General features: G+C 59.6%; 16 protein-coding genes and 1 pseudogene. 11 read left to right on the top strand and 6 right to left on the bottom strand.

The annotated features are described in order from the left end of the window. The first annotated feature begins 28 nt into the window (after window positions 1-28). A complete protein-coding gene (locus ABH944_RS15635; RefSeq protein ID WP_404607489.1) occupies window positions 29-1,414 on the top strand; it encodes an aspartate aminotransferase family protein in 1,386 nt (461 codons plus the stop codon). Between the two features lie 87 nt (window positions 1,415-1,501). On the opposite strand, the gene ABH944_RS15630 is transcribed toward ABH944_RS15635, so the two are convergent. The 3 genes and pseudogenes from ABH944_RS15630 to ABH944_RS15620 all read right to left on the bottom strand — a co-directional run. Continuing rightward, entirely contained in the window at window positions 1,502-1,789 is a 288-nt protein-coding gene (locus ABH944_RS15630) for a DUF6723 family protein (protein ID WP_404607490.1), read from the bottom strand. 171 nt (window positions 1,790-1,960) lie between these two features. Continuing rightward, a complete protein-coding gene (locus tag ABH944_RS15625; protein WP_404607491.1) occupies window positions 1,961-2,584 on the bottom strand; it encodes an ACT domain-containing protein in 624 nt (207 codons plus the stop codon). A gap of 542 nt (window positions 2,585-3,126) precedes the next feature. Beyond that, window positions 3,127-3,477 (bottom strand): annotated as a pseudogene (locus ABH944_RS15620) (helix-turn-helix domain-containing protein); the annotation flags it as partial. A 2,376-nt stretch (window positions 3,478-5,853) separates the two neighbouring features. On the opposite strand from ABH944_RS15620, the gene ABH944_RS15615 reads away from it, so the two are divergent. Then, complete coding sequence (locus tag ABH944_RS15615; protein ID WP_404607492.1) at window positions 5,854-7,227, top strand: hypothetical protein; 1,374 nt, start codon at window positions 5,854-5,856, stop codon at window positions 7,225-7,227. Here the strand turns inward: ABH944_RS15615 and ABH944_RS15610 are convergent. From ABH944_RS15610 to ABH944_RS15600, 3 genes are all read right to left on the bottom strand, one after another. Next, window positions 7,220-8,518 carry a hypothetical protein gene (locus tag ABH944_RS15610; RefSeq protein WP_404607494.1) on the bottom strand — a complete coding sequence of 433 codons (1,299 nt, stop codon included), beginning with the start codon at window positions 8,516-8,518 and terminating at the stop codon, window positions 7,220-7,222. The two genes, ABH944_RS15615 and ABH944_RS15610, sit on opposite strands and share 8 nt — an antisense overlap. A 102-nt stretch (window positions 8,519-8,620) precedes the next feature. Further along, on the bottom strand, window positions 8,621-9,862 hold the full coding sequence (locus ABH944_RS15605; protein ID WP_404607495.1) for an MFS transporter: 1,242 nt from the start codon (window positions 9,860-9,862) through the stop codon (window positions 8,621-8,623). A gap of 126 nt (window positions 9,863-9,988) precedes the next feature. Next, on the bottom strand, window positions 9,989-10,756 hold the full coding sequence (locus tag ABH944_RS15600) for a DeoR/GlpR family DNA-binding transcription regulator (RefSeq protein WP_404607497.1): 768 nt from the start codon (window positions 10,754-10,756) through the stop codon (window positions 9,989-9,991). A 180-nt stretch (window positions 10,757-10,936) separates the two neighbouring features. On the opposite strand from ABH944_RS15600, the gene ABH944_RS15595 reads away from it, so the two are divergent. The 9 genes from ABH944_RS15595 (at window position 10,937) to ABH944_RS15555 (ending at window position 20,326) form a co-directional block, all read left to right on the top strand. Continuing rightward, on the top strand, window positions 10,937-11,791 hold the full coding sequence (locus ABH944_RS15595) for a transketolase (RefSeq protein WP_404607498.1): 855 nt from the start codon (window positions 10,937-10,939) through the stop codon (window positions 11,789-11,791). Further along, window positions 11,784-12,728, top strand: a complete 945-nt coding sequence (locus ABH944_RS15590; RefSeq protein WP_404607499.1) for a transketolase family protein — start codon at window positions 11,784-11,786, stop codon at window positions 12,726-12,728. The genes ABH944_RS15595 and ABH944_RS15590 overlap by 8 nt, the downstream gene beginning before the upstream one ends. A gap of 29 nt (window positions 12,729-12,757) precedes the next feature. Next, window positions 12,758-13,555: a GolD/DthD family dehydrogenase gene (locus ABH944_RS15585; protein ID WP_404607501.1), complete on the top strand. Its 798-nt coding sequence runs from the start codon at window positions 12,758-12,760 to the stop codon at window positions 13,553-13,555. Between the two features lie 97 nt (window positions 13,556-13,652). Further along, window positions 13,653-14,600 carry a D-ribose ABC transporter substrate-binding protein gene (locus ABH944_RS15580; protein ID WP_404607503.1) on the top strand — a complete coding sequence of 316 codons (948 nt, stop codon included), beginning with the start codon at window positions 13,653-13,655 and terminating at the stop codon, window positions 14,598-14,600. Between the two features lie 93 nt (window positions 14,601-14,693). Further along, entirely contained in the window at window positions 14,694-15,344 is a 651-nt protein-coding gene (locus ABH944_RS15575; protein WP_404607505.1) for a DUF2291 family protein, read from the top strand. After that, window positions 15,341-16,867, top strand: a complete 1,527-nt coding sequence (locus ABH944_RS15570) for a sugar ABC transporter ATP-binding protein (RefSeq protein WP_404607506.1) — start codon at window positions 15,341-15,343, stop codon at window positions 16,865-16,867. Before ABH944_RS15575 ends, ABH944_RS15570 begins: the two co-directional genes overlap by 4 nt. Before the next feature lie 19 nt (window positions 16,868-16,886). Next, the gene (locus ABH944_RS15565) at window positions 16,887-17,969 is read left to right on the top strand and encodes an ABC transporter permease (protein ID WP_404659413.1); all 1,083 of its coding nucleotides are present in this window, start codon (window positions 16,887-16,889) and stop codon (window positions 17,967-17,969) included. Window positions 17,970-18,026: 57 nt separating this feature from the next. Further along, window positions 18,027-19,505, top strand: coding sequence for an FGGY-family carbohydrate kinase (locus ABH944_RS15560; RefSeq protein ID WP_404607510.1), 1,479 nt, complete (start codon window positions 18,027-18,029; stop codon window positions 19,503-19,505). A 26-nt stretch (window positions 19,506-19,531) separates the two neighbouring features. Then, the gene (locus ABH944_RS15555; RefSeq protein WP_404607512.1) at window positions 19,532-20,326 is read left to right on the top strand and encodes a glucose 1-dehydrogenase; all 795 of its coding nucleotides are present in this window, start codon (window positions 19,532-19,534) and stop codon (window positions 20,324-20,326) included. The last annotated feature ends 82 nt before the right edge of the window (window positions 20,327-20,408 follow it).

The raw sequence follows: 20,408 nt of genomic DNA, 5'->3' as shown, positions 1-20,408 counted from the left end.
CAGCGTAATTAAATTCAGGGAGTAACTCATGGCACAGCAACTCGACCAGCTGTTCAGCGAAGACCGCGCACACTTCATGCATCCTTCGACCCACGCGCACGATCACGCGAGCGGTGCGCTGCCCGGCAAGATCATCCGGGGAGCGAAAGGTATCCGGATTGAAGATCACGAGGGCAAGAGCTACATAGACGCCTTCGCGGGTCTGTATTGCGTGAACATTGGCTATGGCCGCACGGAAGTGGCCGATGCGATCTATGAGCAGGCGAAAAAGCTGGCGTACTACCACACGTACGTGGGCCATTCCACCGACACCATCATCGAGTTGTCGTCGCGGATTATCGACTGGGCGCCCGCCGGGATGAAGAAGGTCTATTACGGCATGTCCGGTTCGGATGCCAATGAAACGCAGATCAAGATTGTCTGGTACTACAACAACGTGCTGGGCCGCCCGAACAAGAAGAAGATCATTTCACGCCAGCGTGGTTATCACGGTTCGGGCATTGTCACGGGCAGCCTGACCGGTCTTCCGAGCTTCCATCAGCATTTCGATTTGCCGATCGATCGCGTGAAGCATACGGTCTGCCCGCACTGGTACCGGCAGGCGCCGGCGGGCATGAACGAAACGCAGTTTGTCGCGTATTGCGTGGAGGAACTCGAGAAGCTGATCGCGCACGAAGGCGCCGATACGATCGCTGCGTTCATAGGCGAACCGGTAATGGGGACCGGCGGTATCATCGCGCCCCCGGAGGGGTATTGGGCCGCGATCCAGCAGGTACTGAAGAAGCACGACATCCTGCTGATTTCCGATGAAGTGGTGTGCGGCTTCGGCCGGCTTGGGTCGAAGATGGGTGCGCAGCACTACGGCATGCAGCCGGACCTGATCACCGTCGCGAAGGGTCTTACGAGCGCTTATGCGCCGCTGTCAGGTGTGATCGTGGGGGAGCGGGTGTGGGACGTGATCGAGAAGGGCTCGCAGGAACATGGCCCCATGGGACACGGCTGGACTTATTCGGGCCACCCCATTTGCGCGGCCGCCGCTATTGCCAATCTGGACATTCTCGAGCGCGAGAACCTGACACAGAACGCGGCCACTGTCGGCGCTTATCTCGGGGCGCAGTTGCATGCTGCATTCGACCAGCATCCGCTGGTGGGCGAGGTGCGCCAGACCGGCATGCTGGCCGCGCTGGAATTCATGGCGGACAAGCAGGGTCGCCAGCCTTTCGACGCAGCGTTGAAGGTCGGGCCTAAGGTATCGGCAGCCGCATTGCGGCGTGGAGTAATTGCAAGGGCCATGCCGCACGGCGATATTCTCGGCTTTGCGCCGCCGCTGGTGACCACGCGGGCGGATGTCGACGAGATCGTCGGTATCGTGCGTGAAGCCGTAGATGAAATCGCCACGCAGACAATCGTCTGACGTCGCTTCACGTCACCGGACGTAGCATCCTGCGCTTTTCCGGCACTGGAAAGTCAGACCGCCCGCTTGCCGGGCGGCTTTTTTCTCTCAATCCTCCGGATTGGCGATATCGTTGGCGACTATCTGTTCGCCGCGTGCGACGGCCGCCTGGCGCGCCTCCTCTCTCGAAGGGTAAGGTCCGAGCACCGGCGCGCCCTGGAACGGGAACAACAGCCGGCCGTCGGTTTTTCTAATAACCTTTAGTGTTCCTACAAACAATCCACCGGCGTTGATCTGATAGGACGCGTACACCGCGAAGTCTTCAGGGCGCATACGTTTGCCCGATTCCCGGATTTTTGGTTGACTCATGGATAGGACCATTTTTGCTTTTTTCATGGCATTGAACGTGTTGCAATCGAATTTTTAACAGGCATGGCGGGTGTCCGGCCGCGTGCAGAGGCCGTCGATTTCTCCTGCTTCGAGAAGCCATGACATCGACTAAAGTCGCAGAGCATCCAACATTGAGCAATACGAAGTCCCGAGCGCGGCAAGGTGTTTCCGCGCGGCTTACGACGAAGGCGGGTCGCCCGGATCATCCGGCTTGCTACTATCCTTTGCCAGCGCGTCGCGGAACGCGGACAGCCGCTGCTGGTAATTTTCACCATCGCCGTAGGTCAGGAACGCTCTGGTTCTTGGCGGTGCACCGAGCATCTTTCGAGCGTGCTTGATGGGGCACCAGTACTGCTCGGTACGCGCGGCAATTTCGGTACCGTAGGCAAGCAGGCCGTTCGCGTACGCACAGTAGGCGCAGTTGAACTTCTCAATGAAGTTCAGGTAGCTGAGGTGCCACCGGTCCATCACGACATAGTCCGAGCGCCTGACCTTGTTGATCCTGTAGACGGGAAAGCAGAGGGCCTGATAAACGGTCAAGCCGAGGTCGAGGAACAGCAACGGCACGATCAGCCCATAGATGACAGGCGCGACCACGACAGTAGGCGGACGGCTCTTGACGAACCAGTTCAGCAGGCTGGTCTTTGATCGCTGGTGCGCCTCCCTGACCGACTTGTCGAATCTGATCCGTTTTCCCTCCACGCGATAGAACAGGGGTACTTCCGCTTGATGCAAAACGGCCCTGAGCTCATCTTCCAGCCCGTTTATCTGCGCCATCAATTGCCGAACCTTCTCGTCCACATTACCTCCGTGGCAGTGAATACAACGAACGGGGCCGGCCCGGCGACTCACGGCCCTCGCGAATTTTGCGAAAGCGCGGATGGTCAGCGCCAGTAAGGCACCCGCTCACATCAGCGGGGCTCAGCGCGTCCGTTGGTGAGTGCGATGGCTGCGAGGTTTCTTTCGCATCGCCTTCGCCCGGGCTAGCCTTTGCTTCGCGTCACCAGACCACGAGCAAAAATCATTCCGGACAGGCGGCAGAGCGGAGTGTGAAGGTATCGGACTGTATAAAGATGCGCCACGCCGCTGTGCCTCAGCGAAGGCGATGTGTGCACGATATCCGGGTCGTCCCGAAGGTGACCGCCCTGACGGAATCCGACATGGAGGGTGGCAGTCATCTGAGCGGCTCAAAGACCGCATAGCCAAGCTCACCAGGATTCAAGATAGCAGCCCTGGTGTGCCGGTTTTGTTTTCGCGTCTGGTGCTGCTCTTTGCCGCTTCCTGACGTGGGTGTCCTGCGCCGGATTTATCCTTCCGGCACAACAGCCGATTTCTGTTCGCGCTCAGGCAGCTTCGACGCGTGCCCGGGCGCGGAATGTCGTAGGTGACATATTGAGTCGCTTGCGAAAGACCTTGGCTAGCCGTGCACCGCTGCCCATGCCGCTGCGTCGCGCGATCTTGTCGATCGGCAGATCGCTCTCCTTCAGCAACTGGCACGTACGGTTCAGTCTGGCGCACAGCAGGTACTCGGACGGTGTCACGCCCATCTCCTCCCGGAACCGTCTCAGGAAGTTGCGCTTGCTCATTGCCACGGCCCGCGCTGCGTCGGCTACGGAGATCAGGCGATCACAGTTCGCCGCCAGCCACTTCGCAGAAGCAATGACCTTCTCGTTACCCCTTGGTGCAGGAACTGGGGACTCCCGATGAATTTGACCCATCCCGTCATCCTGCTGGAAACGCGCCGTCCAGGGTTGAAGGAATGCAGGGCTGGTGCCCGTGTCCTGCGGTACGCTGGCCGGCGTCTTGCGCTCTTCCACGGCCGCCGGGTGCGAACCGGCTTGAGGTGCAAGCAGCAACCGCACGTTATAGACTCGACCCTCCACGCCGTCCAGCGGCGGCATTTCATTGACCACGTGGAGCACGCCGGTGATCGTGTGTGGCACGCTATCCGACGTACCGTTCGCGAAGTCCTGGAAAAACACGATGCCGACTTGCGCGGTTGCAGTGGCCCAGTTGTAGTCTGGTGCACCCTCGCCCAAACCCAACAGGTGCAGATTGCGTTCAGCGTCGCCCATACAGCCTCCTTGGCAGGAAGGATTGCTTTCTATCGAGGCGGTGGGAACCTGCCGCACCGCGCTTACATACGATCTAATGGCCCTGGCTGAATTCGTTCTTTCCCTGACCGGCCTGACTTTTGCCGATCATGGGTGAAGCTGGTTTTTCCTTATCAAAAGACAATTGAAGGACTGTCTTTTAATTTAAATTTCTCTCATCCCGGAAATTAAAAATAGCGCGTATTGACGAGGAAAAAATGTAATCCGGGAGTTACCTGCGACTCAGCTGGATGAAAACAAAAGCGGTCGTAAAGATAACTACGGGATTCAAGAAACTATTCATTAATTTCCGACCGTGCGCTATCGCACATTCGATCACTCTTTCCCCTTTGCGACCGGCATTCCGGGTACCTTCCGGGCACCCCGGACCGGGCACAGCAACATTCGCGATGATTCATTTTGGCTCCGCAAGCTTTGACGGGCGGTGCAGGACGGCGGGCAACAAGGTAACCATCAGGTCACACAGACAATCCTCCGACAATCAGGGCCGCGCGTCCGCAACGGGACATCTCGCTGAAGCAGCTCGATGTCGTCAAGCGGCAGGGCAAGTCTGCTGATACAAAGCAACCTGTCATTCCCATCAATAATACATTCTTTAAAATTGGGGCTCACCAATTTAAAGATATTTGACAACTTTCTTCACAGCTTTCGTGGCCTGGATGACAAAACTGCCATCTAATTTTTGACACTTAATCTTAATAAGATTAAGAAAACGGGCAAGAAACCGGGCAAGAAGCGCGGCTATGGCAAGGCGAGGTCATGAAGGGACGTCAGCGTGCCTAAAAAGATCCGGACACCGAACGGATCGCGCAAACGTTTGACGTATACGCCGATACCCGTTGTGATATCGCAAAGGTTATGAAGACGGTACTCAAACGCCGCGTGCAGGGCTTGTCTCAAGTCGTTTATCGAAGTCGAACGTGTGCCGGTTGCATGACGATGTCTAAGCTTCTCAGCCAAGCTTCTCGCTCAAGCGCGTTGCCATCGAAATGAAAAATGGCAGCGGTTGTTCCTCACGCGCCAACATCTTGTCCGCATCGGTCAAGCCGGTTGCGCCATCATTTCGCCTGCGTATCATCAGAAGCGTCAAGCAACCTCAAAGGATTCGACTGGTGTGAATGCGAGTGCTTGCAAGGACGCGATCTTGCGCTCGTGCTCAGTGGTGGTTCTGACGGGACGATTCCAAGCAGTGTGTCAAGCAAGTGACCACCAGGCGCCAGGTGTCCTTGCACTGAACTTCCCGCACCGGATCCGCTGCCAGCCGCAAACGCGGCCAGTACCCGGGCCAGGGTAATCCGGACCGGAATCCTGTTTGGAACCTTGGCGTTGTTGTGCTCAGCGCTTATCGCACGCTGCCGGGAATCGCCTTTCAGTGTTAATCAACATGCTCAATCAAGTCATCTGGCCGGAATTCTCCAGGCGATACGGAGAAAAGGCCGACCAGACCATGCGCAAACGATATCGCCATGGAACAGCGGCGCCGTCAGGCGGCGCGACCTTGCTCTATTTCAAAGAATTGTTCTTGAAGCGCTGGGAGGCTCACGGGATTGCCTGCGTCCCCGGGTTCCTCAATCTTCTCATGATTGCCATTGCGTTCTCAGAGTCTTGGCAGGTTGGCCCGAGCTTGTGTGCCGCCGTGCCGTTCGTCTGTCCCAGTGCGTCCGGGTCAAGCAAGGGCGCCGCGTTTCTCGCCAGCAAGCAAGCCGGGATCAACGGCGCAACCGCCGCCAAGATGCTTGCACGAAGGACGATCACTTGCATATACAACTTCTACGCAACTTCCACGCCGGAGGATTCTTCGATGAGCGCACGACCATGCGAACAACATCCCTAGCATTTCAGTGAACGACCTGCGTTCCCGTGTGAAGGACGCTTCGGCTATCTGTACCGACGATTCGAACGGCGTCATGACCGGGACCCTTTCATCGTTTAACAAGGTTGCGAACAAGCATGCAGATGCGACGACTTTCTTTCAAGTTCCCTAGCGTTACGGGCCTGGTCAGTCTTGGGCTGGTGCTCAATCTGTTCCTGATGCGTCCGGCTGCGCTCGGAGAAAGCTACACATCGATGGGGATCGCGCTCTCGGTGCTGCTCACCGGTTTGCATGTGCTGCACAACATGAACAGAACGCGGTACTCCAACGCGGTGATCCGCTGGGACGTCGCGACCCTGCTTGGCTTGCTCGGATTCTACTGGCTGTACATTTGTCCGATCTCGATCGTCTTCGAGATGTCGCAGCTCGACTGGATGTTCAAGGAGTTCATCGCCACGATGGTCGTCGCGCTGGCTTATGGAGCGTTCCTCATCGACGAGGAAGCCAACCGCAGGTTTTTCAGGACGTTGTGCACGGTCATAGCCGTCCTCGGCCTGTCCAGCGTGGTGACCGTCGCGCTCTCGTCCCTGCTCGGGGGCAAGGAGTCATTGTTCCTGTTCACTGTCGACGTGAAGGGCTATACGGAAGTCACATTGCACCAGCAGACCACCACTGGCGCCGTCTACTTCCCGTTCTCCATGCTGTATGGCAACTTTGTTTCAGGCTCGGTGAAACTGGACCGCTATTGCGGGTTCTTTCGTGAGGCCGGCATCTATCAGGCAGTGGCCTGCTTTTGCCTCGCGTACGAGGCCTTCACACGGCGTTCGAAGATGGTCATGTTTGGTCTTGCAGGCGGGACGATCTGCGCTTTCTCGTCACTCGGGATCACGCTGCTCGTGATGACCATCGGCACCATCGCCTTGTTCTCGGGAGCCCGTGTTCGTACATGGCGCGTGGTGCTGACCGCGGTGATGATCGGCCTCGCTTATCCGGTGTCCATGTACACCCCTTATATTGGTCTGGAAGATAAGGCAGTGACGCATGGCTCGTCGTTGTCCGATCGCACGGATTCGATGAAACGGGGTCTTGACGATGTGCGTCGGAACCCGTTTGGCAACGGGCTCTATTCAAGCCTTGCCACGAACGACGGCATTTGCCTGATCGCCGAGTTGGGCATGATCGGCTTGTTTGGATTTGGCTGCCAGGTGCTCTTGTTGTCCGGGTTGAGGCTTGGGCCTGGGATGAACTGGAAGAAGGTCGCGGCATGTACCCCATTATTGATCACCGCGCTGATCTCGCAGCCGATTGCGGGGGCGCCGATGATGTACGTCATTGGCATGGTGTTCGTGCCGCGGATGATTCCGCGCAAAGTCAGGGAGCCGCGCAAAATTGCCGGTTTTCGCGGCTTTCGGGAATCGGTCAACCTGTTTGCCCCCTCAGCGGCGGCTCATCAGTCGGTCGAGAGCCCGATGCCTTCGCCGCCCGTGGTCAACACACCTGATGCCCTGATCACTTGACCACGTTCTGGCTGGCTGCGCTGTCCTTCGACAGGCGCAGCGGAACGGGGCAGTTTGCGATGGTGTTGCCGAACACCGTAGACGCCGCTACCGCATTGATCCCCTGCGCGAAGCCTGCCACATAGTTGCCAGTGACCGTGGTGTTGATAGTGCCGGGGTCCGGCAGCAAAATGCCGATCGTTTCGCCATGCGGAGTCGACGGGGTTGATGTAGTCGATGCAAGCGGTCCCTGCACATGATTGGCCATGATGACGGCGCGCATGGCGGGCCGCGCGTCGTGGCTCGCGCTTGGATCGACGCCGAACTGAATGCCGTTGTTGGCGGCGAGCGCAGTCACGACATTCGCACTCACCGTCACCGCGCCGCTGGCGTCCTCAATATGAAGTGTCCCGTTCGCGCTCGCCGTGTTCGACGTCACCGTATTCCCGTAGACCACCAGTTCCGTCACATGCGCCACGTTGAGCGGCAGATCGAGATGCAGGTTCCGCGGCGTGATCGTGTTGCCTTCTATCACCACGTTCGAGCACATGATGTGCGGTGTATTCACGCCGATCGTTGCATCAATGCAGGTGTTGCCGCGAATATGAATGTGTTGCGAAGGTTTGCCGAGCGGCTGCTTGCGGACGTTTTTGTCCATGCCGTCCTGGTTGTTGACCTGGATGCCGTATGAGGAGCCCTCGAACTGGTTATCGAGGACGTAGAGGCCGGTAAGACCTGTACCGAGCACCCACAGCCCGAAGATGTTCGACTGCAGCTTCGACGGTTCCGTGGTGTGCGCCGTGATGCGATTGCGAAAGAAGCGCTGGTTCGAGGCGTCATTGCAGCCGTTGACAACGCCCTGCATCGGATTGCGTCCGAGGTTGGACAGATCGAATGCGAGCTCCGTCACGAATGTATCGCTGCCGCCCCATTCGAAGGCGTAACTGTCCTTCTCGCTATTGACGGCCATGGTCAGCGTTGCGCCTTCGCCGATGGTCGAGACGTCGCGCGCATAGATGCTGCCATTGGCTCGATACCGATGACCACGTAGAAATACCGTACGACTGTTAGTGGCACGCACGTGTGCGTACATTGCATTGAACGCGGCGGTGTCGTCGCTCACGCCGTCGGCTTTGGCGCCGAACATCATGGGTGTAATGACCGGCGGTTCCCGCATGAGTACGGCGTGCGAGAACGGTGCAATTCCAGCCGTGGCGGAGGCTGCAGTGGCGAGGCGTCCCACAGTGCCGGCCGCGCTTAACAGGGCGGCGTTGATCAGCAAGCGGCGTCGCGAACGTCCTGTAGGGTTCATTGAATGACCGGTGGGAGAAGCGCGGTCCCGGAAGCGTTCGGGACGAGGTGCGAACAGGGAAACCCGATGTTAACGGATAACGGCCCCGAGCGGCCGCTTCAATCAGGACGCCGCGGCTTCGGGCAGTGCCGACAGTTGCGTGACGGGGGACAGGACGATCACCCCTAACTGGATCGCGAAGGCCGCGCTCGACATCAGCAGGCACGCGCCCACGCCACTCTGCGTCGCGAGGGCAGCGCCCAGCAGCGCGCCGACGGGACGTGCTCCATAGGTGGCGGTGCTCATGATGGCCGACACCCTGCCGAGCATGGCGTGGGGTGTGATCGCCTGGCGCAATGTGGTTGATCCGATCGTCCACAGCACAGGACCGGCGCCGAGCAAAAAGAAGCTCACGCAGGCCATCCATACGTGCGGCAAAAATAGTGTGGCGCTCATCAGCACCGATGCCAGGAAACCAGACAGCGGGCCGATCACGAGCGTCCGGCCGAAGGAAATCCGCCGGGACACTTCAGGCCCCGCCAGCGCACCGGCCACCATGCCCGTTCCATAGGCCGCGAGACTCACGCCGATCACCCATGACGACATATGCAGATGGCGGGCCGCGTAAGCCACGTAGACCGCTTGCAAGACGAAATACCCGAGGTTGAAGAAAACCGCGGTAAGGAGAATGGGGCGAAGCAGCGGGTCGCGGAATACGAAGGCCGCACCCTCGCGTACTTCGGCGAGGAAATGGCGCCCGGTCCCGGGCGGATGCGCCGAGATGGGCAACGCACGCAGCAGCGCGACGGCGAGGGCCGACAGCATGGTCGCCAACGCGTAGGCCCAGCCGGCCCCCACGGATCCTACGATCACCCCGCCTATGGCCGGACCCGCCGAGTACGCCACGCTTCTTGCCAGCTCGATACGGCCGTTTGCCGCCGGCAACGCGGCGCGGGGCACGAGAGAGGGAACGAGCGAAGGCGCGGCGACGCTGTAAGCGACCGTTCCCGCCGCGCCGATAAAACCGCAGACAGCGAGCATCGGCAGGGTGAGGAGGTGGGCTCCGATCAGCACGAGGATCGTGATCATTGCCAGTACGCGAACGGCTTCCGCGCTTGCCATCAGTCCGCGTCTGGAGTGACGGTCGGCATAGACGCCCATTGGTAACGAGAGCAGCAGGAAGGGGAGGGTCTGGGCGGTTTGCAGCAGGCCGGTTTGCGCGGCGCTTGCGCCTAGCAGGAACACTGCAACGAGCGGCGCGGCAGCAAGACTGATCTGTTCGGCGGACTGCGCCAGCAGGTTCGACCACGCCAGACGATGGAATGCGGGCGGTAAGGAAATGCGCTGGTTTGGCGAAGGATGCATGACGTGAGGCTCCTTGGGAGGTGGCCTGATCATCATGCTGTGCCAAGGCGCGCGATACGCCCCGGATCTTGCGCTTACGTTCAGCTACGCCTGGGCCCGGCCGGCGGTCGCAAACCAGACGCCCCCTCAGGCATAGATAATCTCGATCCCGTTGCCCTTGATCCAGTCGACGTATTTCTGTTCCAGCCCGGTGTCCGTGATCAGGTAGTCGATCTTCTCGATAGCGCCGAACGTCGCGAACTCGCGCTTGCCGAATTTCTTCGAATCGGCGAGCAGATAGACGGATCTCGCCGCGTCGATCATCGCCCGCTTCACATGCAAGTCGATGAAGTCCGGATATGAAATACCCGCTTCCATGGAGACGCCGCCGGCCGCGAGAAACAGCTTGTCGACGAACATGCCTTCGAAGAACGCCGACGCTTTCTCACCCGACACCGCAATGGTCTCCGCCTTGAAAATGCCGCCTGTCAGCATGACCCGGTTCGTCGGTTCCCCGCCGAGGATGATGGCGATGTTGAGCGCGTTCGTGACAATGCGCAGGTTCTGCCGCTCCGACAAGGTTCGCGCCAGTTCCGTGGTCGTGGCGCCGCAGTCGAGAATGACCGAGTCGCCGTTTGATATGAACCCTGCCGCCTTGCGGCCGATCCTGGCCTTCTCCTCGCTGGTGGGGAGGATCCCGGCGTCATAGGCGTCCAGCAAGGCCTTGGGCTGCCGCGACGCCAGACGGACGTTGCCATGCACGCGTTCAACCCGGCCGCCTTTCTGCAGTTCATCGACATCCTTGCGGATCGTCGGCATCGAGACGCCCAATTCGCTGGAAAGCTCCGACAGCTTCACCAGTTTCATCGCTTGCACTATCTCGAAGATTTTTTCTGTTCTAGTCCGCTGATCCATGGCTGCTTTCCCTGCGAAGCCGTCTGAGACGCACGCTGCGTCGACCCGCCTATTGTGCCTGATCCCTTCGATCCGAAAGTCTGCCTGCGTGTTTTCCCGAGTCCTTGTATTTTTCATTGATTTTCGATAGAAAGTAAAAGAAACTTAAAGCAAGCAAAAGAGAAGTTCAAGGAGCAGGGAATGGAAAACCCGTACCAGGAATCCGGCGAGGCGTTGCACCGGAGAGCCCAGGAAATCCGCAAGAAGATTTGCGTCATGAACTCGGCCGCCAGGAGCGGCCATACCGGCGGCGACATGTCCGAAGCGGACATTCTCGCGGCGCTCTATTTCCACGTGCTGCGCTACGAAGTGAAGGAGGGTGGATTGGTAAGCTGGTTCGATCAGTTCATCCTCAGCAAGGGTCATGGCGTGGGCGGGCTGTATGCGTGTTTTGCTGAACTCGGCTGGTTGCCGGAGCGTGAGCTTCTCACCTACCTGAAAGATGATTCGCGTCTTCCAGGCCACCCAGTCAGGCAGAAACTACCAAATTGGGTCACGGTGAATACCGGTGGACTCGGTCATGGACTTCCGATCGCCGCAGGTCTTGCGATGGCCAAGCAACGTCATGCCGCAAGCAAAGGCGACTCGGCCGGGCGGGTTTTCGTACTGACCGGCGACGGTGAACTGGAAGAAGGATCGAACTGGGAAGCGGCTATGTCGGCGGCGCATTTCGAGCTGTCGAACCTCGTCGTGATCGTGGATCGCAACCGTCTGCAACTGGCGGATTTCACCCACAACATCATGGACCTCGAGCCACTCGACGATAAATTCAGGGCTTTCGGTTTCGAAGTTCATGACGTGAACGGTAATGAAGTCGATAAGATTTGGAAACTAATAGAAAGTCTGGATCACGTGAACAGAAAGCCGAAAGTGATCATCGCGAACACGATCAAGGGACGCGGCGTCTCGTTCATGGAGAACGTACCGGCATGGCATCACAAGTTCCCGGACGAAGATCAATTGAAGCAGGCGTTGCGGGAGCTTGAAGATGCGTGAGTACGGTGATTTGCGCGACGGCGCGGTGGGCGCGATCGGTCGTCTGACGGAAGCGGGCAAGGACATCATCGTGATGGTCGCCGACTCCACGTCGACCTCGAAAATCGGTGCGTTCATGAAGGCGTATCCGGACCGTGTGGTGAACGTGGGGATCGCGGAGCAGAACATGGTCGGGATGGCGGCCGGCCTGGCGCTCGGCGGCCATACGGTCTTCACCGCCAACGCGGCGCCATTCCTGGTGGGGCGCGCCAACGAGCAGGTCAAGAACGATATCTGCTATAGCGCGACCAACGTCAAGATGCTCGGGCTTAACGCAGGCGTGGCGTATGGACCATTAGCCTCGACTCACCACGCGATCGACGACATCTCGGTCATGAGCGGCTTCGGTACGGTCCAGATCTTCGCCCCTTGCGATGAAGTAGAGACGGCACAGGTGATCGAGTATGCGGCGTCTATCGACGGGCCGGTTTATATCCGCCTCGACAACGCCAAGTTTCCCATTGTTCACGACGCGCAATACCGCTTCAAGCCGGGCCGCCCGGACGTGCTGATTGAAGGCAAGGGAGTGGTGGTGATCGCGCTCGGCTCGGTAGTGGGTGAAGCGCTCGAGGCTTGCGAGGCGCTGAAGGGCGAGGACGGGATCGAGCCGACGCTGATCAATCTTTCTTCGCTGCGCCCGCTCGACCAGGACGCGCTCGCGGCCATCATCGAACGGCATGACGCCGTGGTGACGGTGGAAGAACACTCGTTGCATGGGGGCATTGGCGCGACTGTCGCGGTGCTGCTGGCGCGCAGACGCCTGTCGAAATCGCTGAATATGCTTGGCATCAGTGAAGGCGAGTTTGCGCACTACGGCACTCGCAAGGGCATTCGAAAACACTATCGCATCGACGCAGCAGGCATTGCGCAGACGGTGCGGTCTCTCTACACAAAGTAATACTTGCTGGCACAGGACGGAGATACGGCATGAGCATTCAATACGATATGTCGCTGCGCCACGGCGTCGACTTCGATTTTCGTCTCGACGGGAAAGTCGCGGTAGTGACCGGCGGCCTGGGCGGTATTGCAATGGCGACGAACGCCGCGCTGATCGGCAAGGGCGCGCGCGTCGCCATTCTTTATCCGGCCTTCGAGGAAGCACGCGTGCCTGCCGCCATAGAGGAACTTGGCTCGTCCAACGCCGTGGCGTTTGCATGCGACGTCACGCAGGAAGCGGAAGTGGAAGCGGCCATTGCCGCTGCACACAGGCATCTCGGCGATCTTCATCTGCTGGTCAATGCCGCAGGCTGCATCACCCTCACACGCGCCGAAGACATTGGCTTTGAAGAATGGCAACGGCAAATCGCGGTCAACCTGACGGGGCCGTTTCTTTGCGCGAAGCACTTCGCAAGGCACGTCCTCGCAAGCGGCCACGGCGGGAAGATTGTCAACATCGCTTCGCAGGCGGCGACCGTCGCTATTGACCAGCATTGTGCGTATACGTCGGCCAAGGCGGGCTTGATCGGCATGACCAAGGTGCTTGCGAAGGAATGGGCCGGCCGCGGCATCACGGTCAATACCGTCTCGCCGACCGTCGTTCTTACACCCATGGGCGCGGCTGCCTGGGAAGGAGAAAAGGGCGAAGCGATGAAGAAAACGATACCCGTCGGCCGCTTTGCGTACACCGACGAGATAGCCGCAGCCATCTTGTTCCTGCTGTCCAACGGCTCGGACATGATCACGGGCGCCGACATCATGATCGACGGTGGTTACACCATCTGTTGACGCGCTGACACCGGAATCAAGCGGCTGAAGACCGCATCCTCAGTAAAACCTGCTTGGTAAAACCTGCCTAATAAAACTTGAATCAGGAGACAACAACATGTGGAAAAAACTTGCCTTGTCCGCAGCCGTGGCTGCTTCGTTCGGCCTGCTGGTCATGCCGCTCGGCGCGCAAGCCGCGAGCAAGGGCACCATCGCGATTCTCGTCAACGCGCTCGACAACCCGTACTACGCGGCTGAAGCGAAAGGTGCGGACACCGAAGCGAAGAAGCTCGGCTACGACACCATTGTCCTGTCGCATGGCGAAGACGTGAACAAGCAGAATGAACTGGTCAACCTGGTGATCGGCAAGGGCGTGAAGGGCATCGTGCTCGACAACGCCGATTCGAACAGCAGCGTGGCGACAGTGCGGACCGCGAAGGACAAGCACGTACCGGTCGCGCTGATCAACCGCGAGATTCCGAAGGACGGCCTGGCAATCGCGCAGTTGAGCCACAATAATCTCCAGGCAGGCACGGAAGTCGCGCAACGCTTTGTCGAAACGATCGGTGAGAAGGGCGAATACGTTGAACTGACCTGCAACCTGGCGGACAAGAATTGCGTGACGCGCTCGCAAGCGTTCCACCAGGTACTCGATCAATACCCCGACCTGAAGATGGTCGCGCGCCAGGATGCGAAGGGCGCGTTGCTGCCGGGCAAGCAGGCAATGGACTCCATCCTCCAGGAGCATCCGAATGTCAAGGGGGTGATTGCCGGCAACGGCCCGGTCGCGCTTGGAGCGATCGCTTCGCTGGAGTCGGCCGGGCACAAGGACGTGGTGGTGATGGGTATTGACGGCAGTAACGACGAGCGTGATTCCATCCTGGCCGGCAAGCTCAAGGCGACGGTCATGCTGCAGGCGCAGGGCATTGCGATCCACGGCGTGGATCTGCTCGACAAATACCTCACGACGGGTAAGACCGGTGAGCAGGAGCGCCAGTTGTTCCGCGGCATCCTGATCACGAAGGCCAACGCTTCGAAGGTGAACGACTTCTACTACACCAAGTAAGCAGTGAGTAGTCAGCGTGCGATTGCCGTTGCGGTTGCGGTTGGACAGATCCGCATCGGCATTCGCACGAAGTCTGTTTGAAGTGAGGATGCCATGTTTTATCGAATTCCCGCGCTGCGTACGCTGCTTTTGCCGATCATCCTCGGCCTGGGCCTCACGCTGGCGCTTGCAGGCTGCCACGTAGTCACTGACACCGAACTGGCGGCAATCCGCAGCCAGGGGCAGCACCACGGACCGGATCCGGTGCAGGTCTTCAACAGTCAACTCGTCCCTTATGCCGACAAGAACGCGAAGCCGGCCGCGCTGGTGGTCGGCGCGCTGACGCAGAATTTCGATAGCGCCTGCAAGCAGTACGGCTTTCGCCAGAGCGACGCGTTCCCCTGCAATTTCTGGATCCGGGTGCAGGGCAAGGTGACGCGTATAGACGATTCGTCGCGAGTGGGCAAAGCGTACGTGGAACTCACGCAGGCATCCGGCGGTGAACCGGTGGATATCGTCTTGCAGATGGGGCCGGTGATTGTTGGCACGGGAGTGCGGGACGGCTTCCCGGGCATCAGGTACAGCGACTTCGACGACCAGACCAAGTTTGCCGCGTTCGGACAGGAAATCAACAAACTCGTGGTGGCGCGCGTGCAGCATTCGCTCAAGCTCAAGGTAGGCGACGCCGTCGACGTGGCTGCTGTCTACAGTAGCTGGAGTGAACCCGCGGGTGAGATTCGCGCGATACCGGTGGCCTGGAAATGAACCTCAATCCCGTGCATGTGATCGAGACGAAGGGTCTCTCGAAGACCTATCCCGGCACCGCCGCGCTGGTCGATGTGAACTACAAGGTGCAGCGCGGCAAGGTCAACGTACTGATCGGCGAGAACGGCGCGGGTAAGTCCACGCTGATGAAATTGCTGGCCGGAGCGGAAGTGGCGAGCGCCGGCGAGATCTGGATCGACGACAAGCGCGTGCATATCACCGATGTGCGCAGCGCCGAGCGTCATGGCGTTGGCATCATCTTCCAGGAACTGAATCTCTTCCCCGAGATGACGGTGGCGGAGAACATCTACGCCGGTAATGAACTGACGAGTTCCGGCGTGATCCGCAGCAAGGCCGAGAACCATCAGGCAAAAATCCTGCTGGAGCGCCTGCAGATTCCGATCGACCCGCGCACCCGGCTCGGCAATCTCTATGTGGGTCAGCAGCAACTGGTCGAGATCGCCAAGGCCCTGTCCAAGCACATCAAGGTGCTGATCATGGACGAGCCTACGTCTGCGCTTTCCAAGACCGAAGTCGAAATACTCTTCAAGATCATCCGCCAGTTGAAGGAGCAGGGTGTCACGGTGATCTATATCTCGCACCGGCTGGAAGAGATCATGGCGATCGGCGATTGCATCACGGTGTTGCGCAACGGCCGGCTCGTGGCCGAGGACGAGATCGCCAACGTGGACATTCCGTGGATCATTGAAGCAATGGTGGGGTCGTCGAAGAAGCGCTTCGCATTCGCCCAGCATGCGCTTGGCGAAGAAGTCCTGAAGGTGACGGACCTGGCGCTCAAGCGCTCGAACGGTATCTATGCGCTCGATCACGTGTCGTTCAGCGTTTGCGCGGGCGAGGTGGTCGGTATCTATGGTTTGATGGGCGCGGGGCGCACGGAGTTGCTCGAAGCGCTGCTCGGCGCGCAGCGGCTTGCCATCGGGCAGATCGAACTGGCAGGCAAGCGTATAGAGCGGCACAACATTCCCCAGCGCATTGACGCGGGCATTGCGCTCGTTCCCGAAGACCGGCAGAAGCAGGGCATGGTGCAGCTCATGAGCATTCTGGAAAACATGACGCTGTCCAGTCTCGGCAAATTTACGCGGCGTTTTGCTTTCGGTGCGCTCGGCCGCGCGAAGCAGGTCGATGCCGCCAACGACGTGATCAAGCGCCTTGCCATCAAGGCCAGTTCCGTCGATGCCCCCATCACGTCGCTGTCCGGCGGCAACATGCAAAAGGTTGTCATCGGCAAAGCATTGCTGACATCGCCCAAGGTCTTGCTGATGGACGAGCCGACCCGAGGGATCGACGTCGGCGCCAAAGAGGATGTCTACAAGACCATCAGCGTGCTGGCCCAATCGGGCATTGCCGTGGTTTATGCAACGTCGGAACTCGATGAAGCAATGGCCGTCTCCAACCGCGTCTTCGTGATGGCGAGCGGTAAGCTCACCGCCATCATGGGACGCGCCGAATTCGATAGCGAACGGATCGTGCGCGCGTCGACGCCCGCCACGGCCATCGTCTGAAGCGACTGAGGTTCAATCCATGACAACGCCCCGCAGCGCAGATAGTTCCGTGCAATCACTGCCCGCCAAGCCCGATCGCGAAGCCGCCTACTGGGCCTCGCGCGTGACCGTCAGTATCCTGAAGCTGCGCATTTTCATTGCGCTGTTTGCGATCGTGATCGTGTTCTCGCTCGCCACCGACAACTTCCTGTCGACCGGCAACATACTGATCATGGCAAAACACGTGACGGTGGTCGCCATTCTTTCCATAGGCATGACCCTGGTGATCCTGACCGGGGGAATCGATCTGTCCGTTGGGTCCATCGTCGGGATCAGCGGTATGGCGGCAGGTTATCTGCTGCTCGAGGGCATAAAGATCGGCCATCACATCGTGTTCTTCAATCCGTTCGGCGTGGCGGTGCTCGCCTGCGTGCTCGGCGCATTGATCGGCGCGGTCAACGGGTACCTGATCACCGTGCTCAACGTTGCACCGTTCATTGCGACGCTCGGCATGTTGTATGTCATTCGCGGCGCCGCGCTGCTGGTCAACAACGGCAGTACCTATGCCGATCTTGAAGGCAACGCGGCCCTGGGCAATACCGGTTTTGAATTCATCGGCAACGGGACGATCCTCGGGTTATCCATGCCGGTCTGGATACTGATCGTGCTGGCGGCCGTCACTATCTTCGTGGCTCGCAAGACACCGCTCGGACGACGTATCTATGCGATTGGCGGCAATGAACAGGCGGCGCGTTTCTCGGGCATCCGCACGAATCGCGTGAAGCTGTTCGTTTATATGTTCTCCGGATTCTGTGCCGCTATTGTTGGCCTCGTGATCACCGCGCAGTTGCAGACTGCGCACCCGTTGACCGGACAGACCTTCGAGCTGAACGCAATCGCCGCGGTGGTGCTCGGCGGCACGGCATTGGCGGGAGGCCGGGGCACGGTATCCGGTTCGGTGATCGGTGCGTGTGTGATCAGCATTCTGGGCGACGGCATGGTGATGTGCGGCATCAGCGACTTCTGGCAGATGGTCATCAAGGGGCTCGTGATCATCTTCGCGGTGGTGATCGACCAGTTGCAGCAGCGGCTGCAGTCGCGCATGGTTTCACTGACGGCATAAGCGCGCCTGAAGTGGTGAGGAGATTCAGTAGATTCAGCGCGTTCATCGGGAAAGAGTATGCAAGACACGCAATACGTATTGGCGATCGACCAGGGCACGAGCGGCACCAAGGCGCTTCTCTTCGACGCGCACGGCAAGGTGCATTCGCGCGGTTTCACGGCCGTGCCCTGCACGCATCCGCGCGCAGGTTTTGTCGAGCAGGATGCAGAGGCTTTGTATCGATCGGTGTTGAGTGCGGTCGCGCAATGCGTGGACAGGTTCGAGGGCGATAAGAACCGTATCGGCGGCGTCGCCATTTCAAGTCAGCGCGAAACCGTTGTGCTGTGGAGCGAAGACGGGCACGCCATTGTTCCCGTCGTGTCGTGGCAATGTCAGCGCTCGCTTGCGATCTGCGAGCGTTTGCGCGGGCAGGGCATGGCCGGAGTGATCGCCGACAAAACGGGCCTGCTGATCGACCCGTATTTCTCGGGCACGAAACTCATCTGGCTGAATGAGAACGACGCGCGGGTCAGCTCTCGCATTGCTTCGGGATCGGCCATGTTCGGCACGGTCGATAGCTGGTTGCTGTACAGGCTGACCGGCGGCGCGTCGTACCTCACCGACTATACAAATGCATCGCGCACGATGCTGATGAACCTGCATACGCTCGAATGGGATCGCGAGTTGATCACGCGGTTCGGTCTTGACGGATTGAGATTGCCTGGGCTGCGGCCGTCGGCATCGGACTTCGGGGCGACCGACTTTGAGGGCCTGCTGGCGAAACCCGTGCCGGTCGTCGCCATGATTGGCGACTCGCATGCTGCAGCCGTGGGTGAGGGCTGCTTGCGGCCGGGGCTCGCGAAAGCGACCATGGGAACGGGCTCTTCGCTGATGATGAACGTTGGTTCCAAACCGCAAGCGCCCGCGCACGGACTGGTTTCCACGCTCTGTTTCGCGACTGCCGGGCGGGTGGACTACGCGATGGAAGGCATCATCATCAGTGCTGGATCGACCCCTGCATGGCTCAAGGAGAAGCTTGGCCTCTTCAGCGACTTCGCCGCAGCCGAGCAGGCATTCACCGACTATGACAACGGTGGCGTCTTCCTGATTCCCGCGTTCTCCGGCATTGGCTGCCCGCACTGGAAATACCCGGGCGGTGCGCAGATTGTCGGACTCAATTTTTCCACGTCGTGGCCGCACGTTGCGCGTGCGGCGTATGAATCAATCGTCTATCAGATCAAGGACGTCATCACCGTCATGGAGCAGTCGGCGCAGGTAGAACTGGTCGAACTTTTCCTCGACGGTGGACTTGTGCAGCGGCCGTTCCTCTTGCAGTACCTCGCCGATACCCTCAACCGCCCCGTCAGCACCCTCGCGATGAGCGAGATCTCGGCAGCGGGCGCGGCGGCGCTGGGGGCGCTGCAACTGGGGCTGATCGGTACCCTGGACGCGGGCCAGACCGAGCGCCCGGTACTGCGGCGCGTCGAACCTGGTGCCGGGGTGAAGCAGGCGGCACTGAATCATTCGCAATGGCTGCGCTGGATCGAGCGGCTTTGATCAACCCTATTCGAGAAGGAGCAGACGTGAGCCAGAGCTTGAAGCGGTTCGAGAACAAAGTGGTTGTGGTAACGGGAGGCAGCCGCGGTATCGGCTTGGGAATAGCGGAGCGTTTCGCGCAGGAAGGCGCGAAGGTGTGCGTGTCGGCGAATGAAAAGAGCGTCTTCGACGCCGCCGCGCAACTGCGTGAATCGGGCTATGACGCGATCGCCGTGGAGACGGACGTCACCGACAAAACGCAGGTCAAGGCGCTTTACGAGGAAGTGGCGGCGAAGCTGGGCGAAGTCGATGTATCGATCCAGAACGCGGGCGTGATCACCATCGCGAAGTTGCCGGACCTGAGCGAGGCGGATTGGGACAAGGTGCTCGCGGTGAATACGAAAGGGGTATTCCTGTGCTGTCAGGAAGCCGCGGGGCGCATGCTGCGGGCGGGTAAGGCCGGCCGCCTGATCAATACGGCGTCCGGTCAGGCAAGGCAGGGTTTTGTGTACACGCCGCATTACGCTGCCAGCAAGTTCGGTGTGCTTGGCATTACCCAAAGCCTTGCCAAGGAACTGGCGCCCACGGGCATTACCGTCAATGCATTCTGCCCGGGCATTATCACGACCGACATGTGGTCCTACAACGACGAAGCATGGGGCAAGCTGCTAGGCGACTACAAGCCGGGTGAGCTGATGGCGGAATGGGTGAAGAACATTCCAATGGGGCGAGCGGGAACAGGCGCGGACGTGGCGGGGCTGGTAACGTTTCTGGCCTCCGACGATGCTTCCTATATCACCGGACAGACCGTCAACGTGGACGGCGGGATGTTCATGTCCTGAGTGCCCGGTTGTCGAGTGTGCTGCTGTTCCAGGAAGCGCCGCGGGGCCCTGTCAGGCCGCGTAGCGCTTTTCGCGTTTTGGC

This window comes from Caballeronia udeis (assembly GCF_044909315.1).
Classification (GTDB): Bacteria; Pseudomonadota; Gammaproteobacteria; order Burkholderiales; family Burkholderiaceae; genus Caballeronia; species Caballeronia udeis_A.
This window is presented reverse-complemented; position numbering and strand designations above follow the sequence as displayed.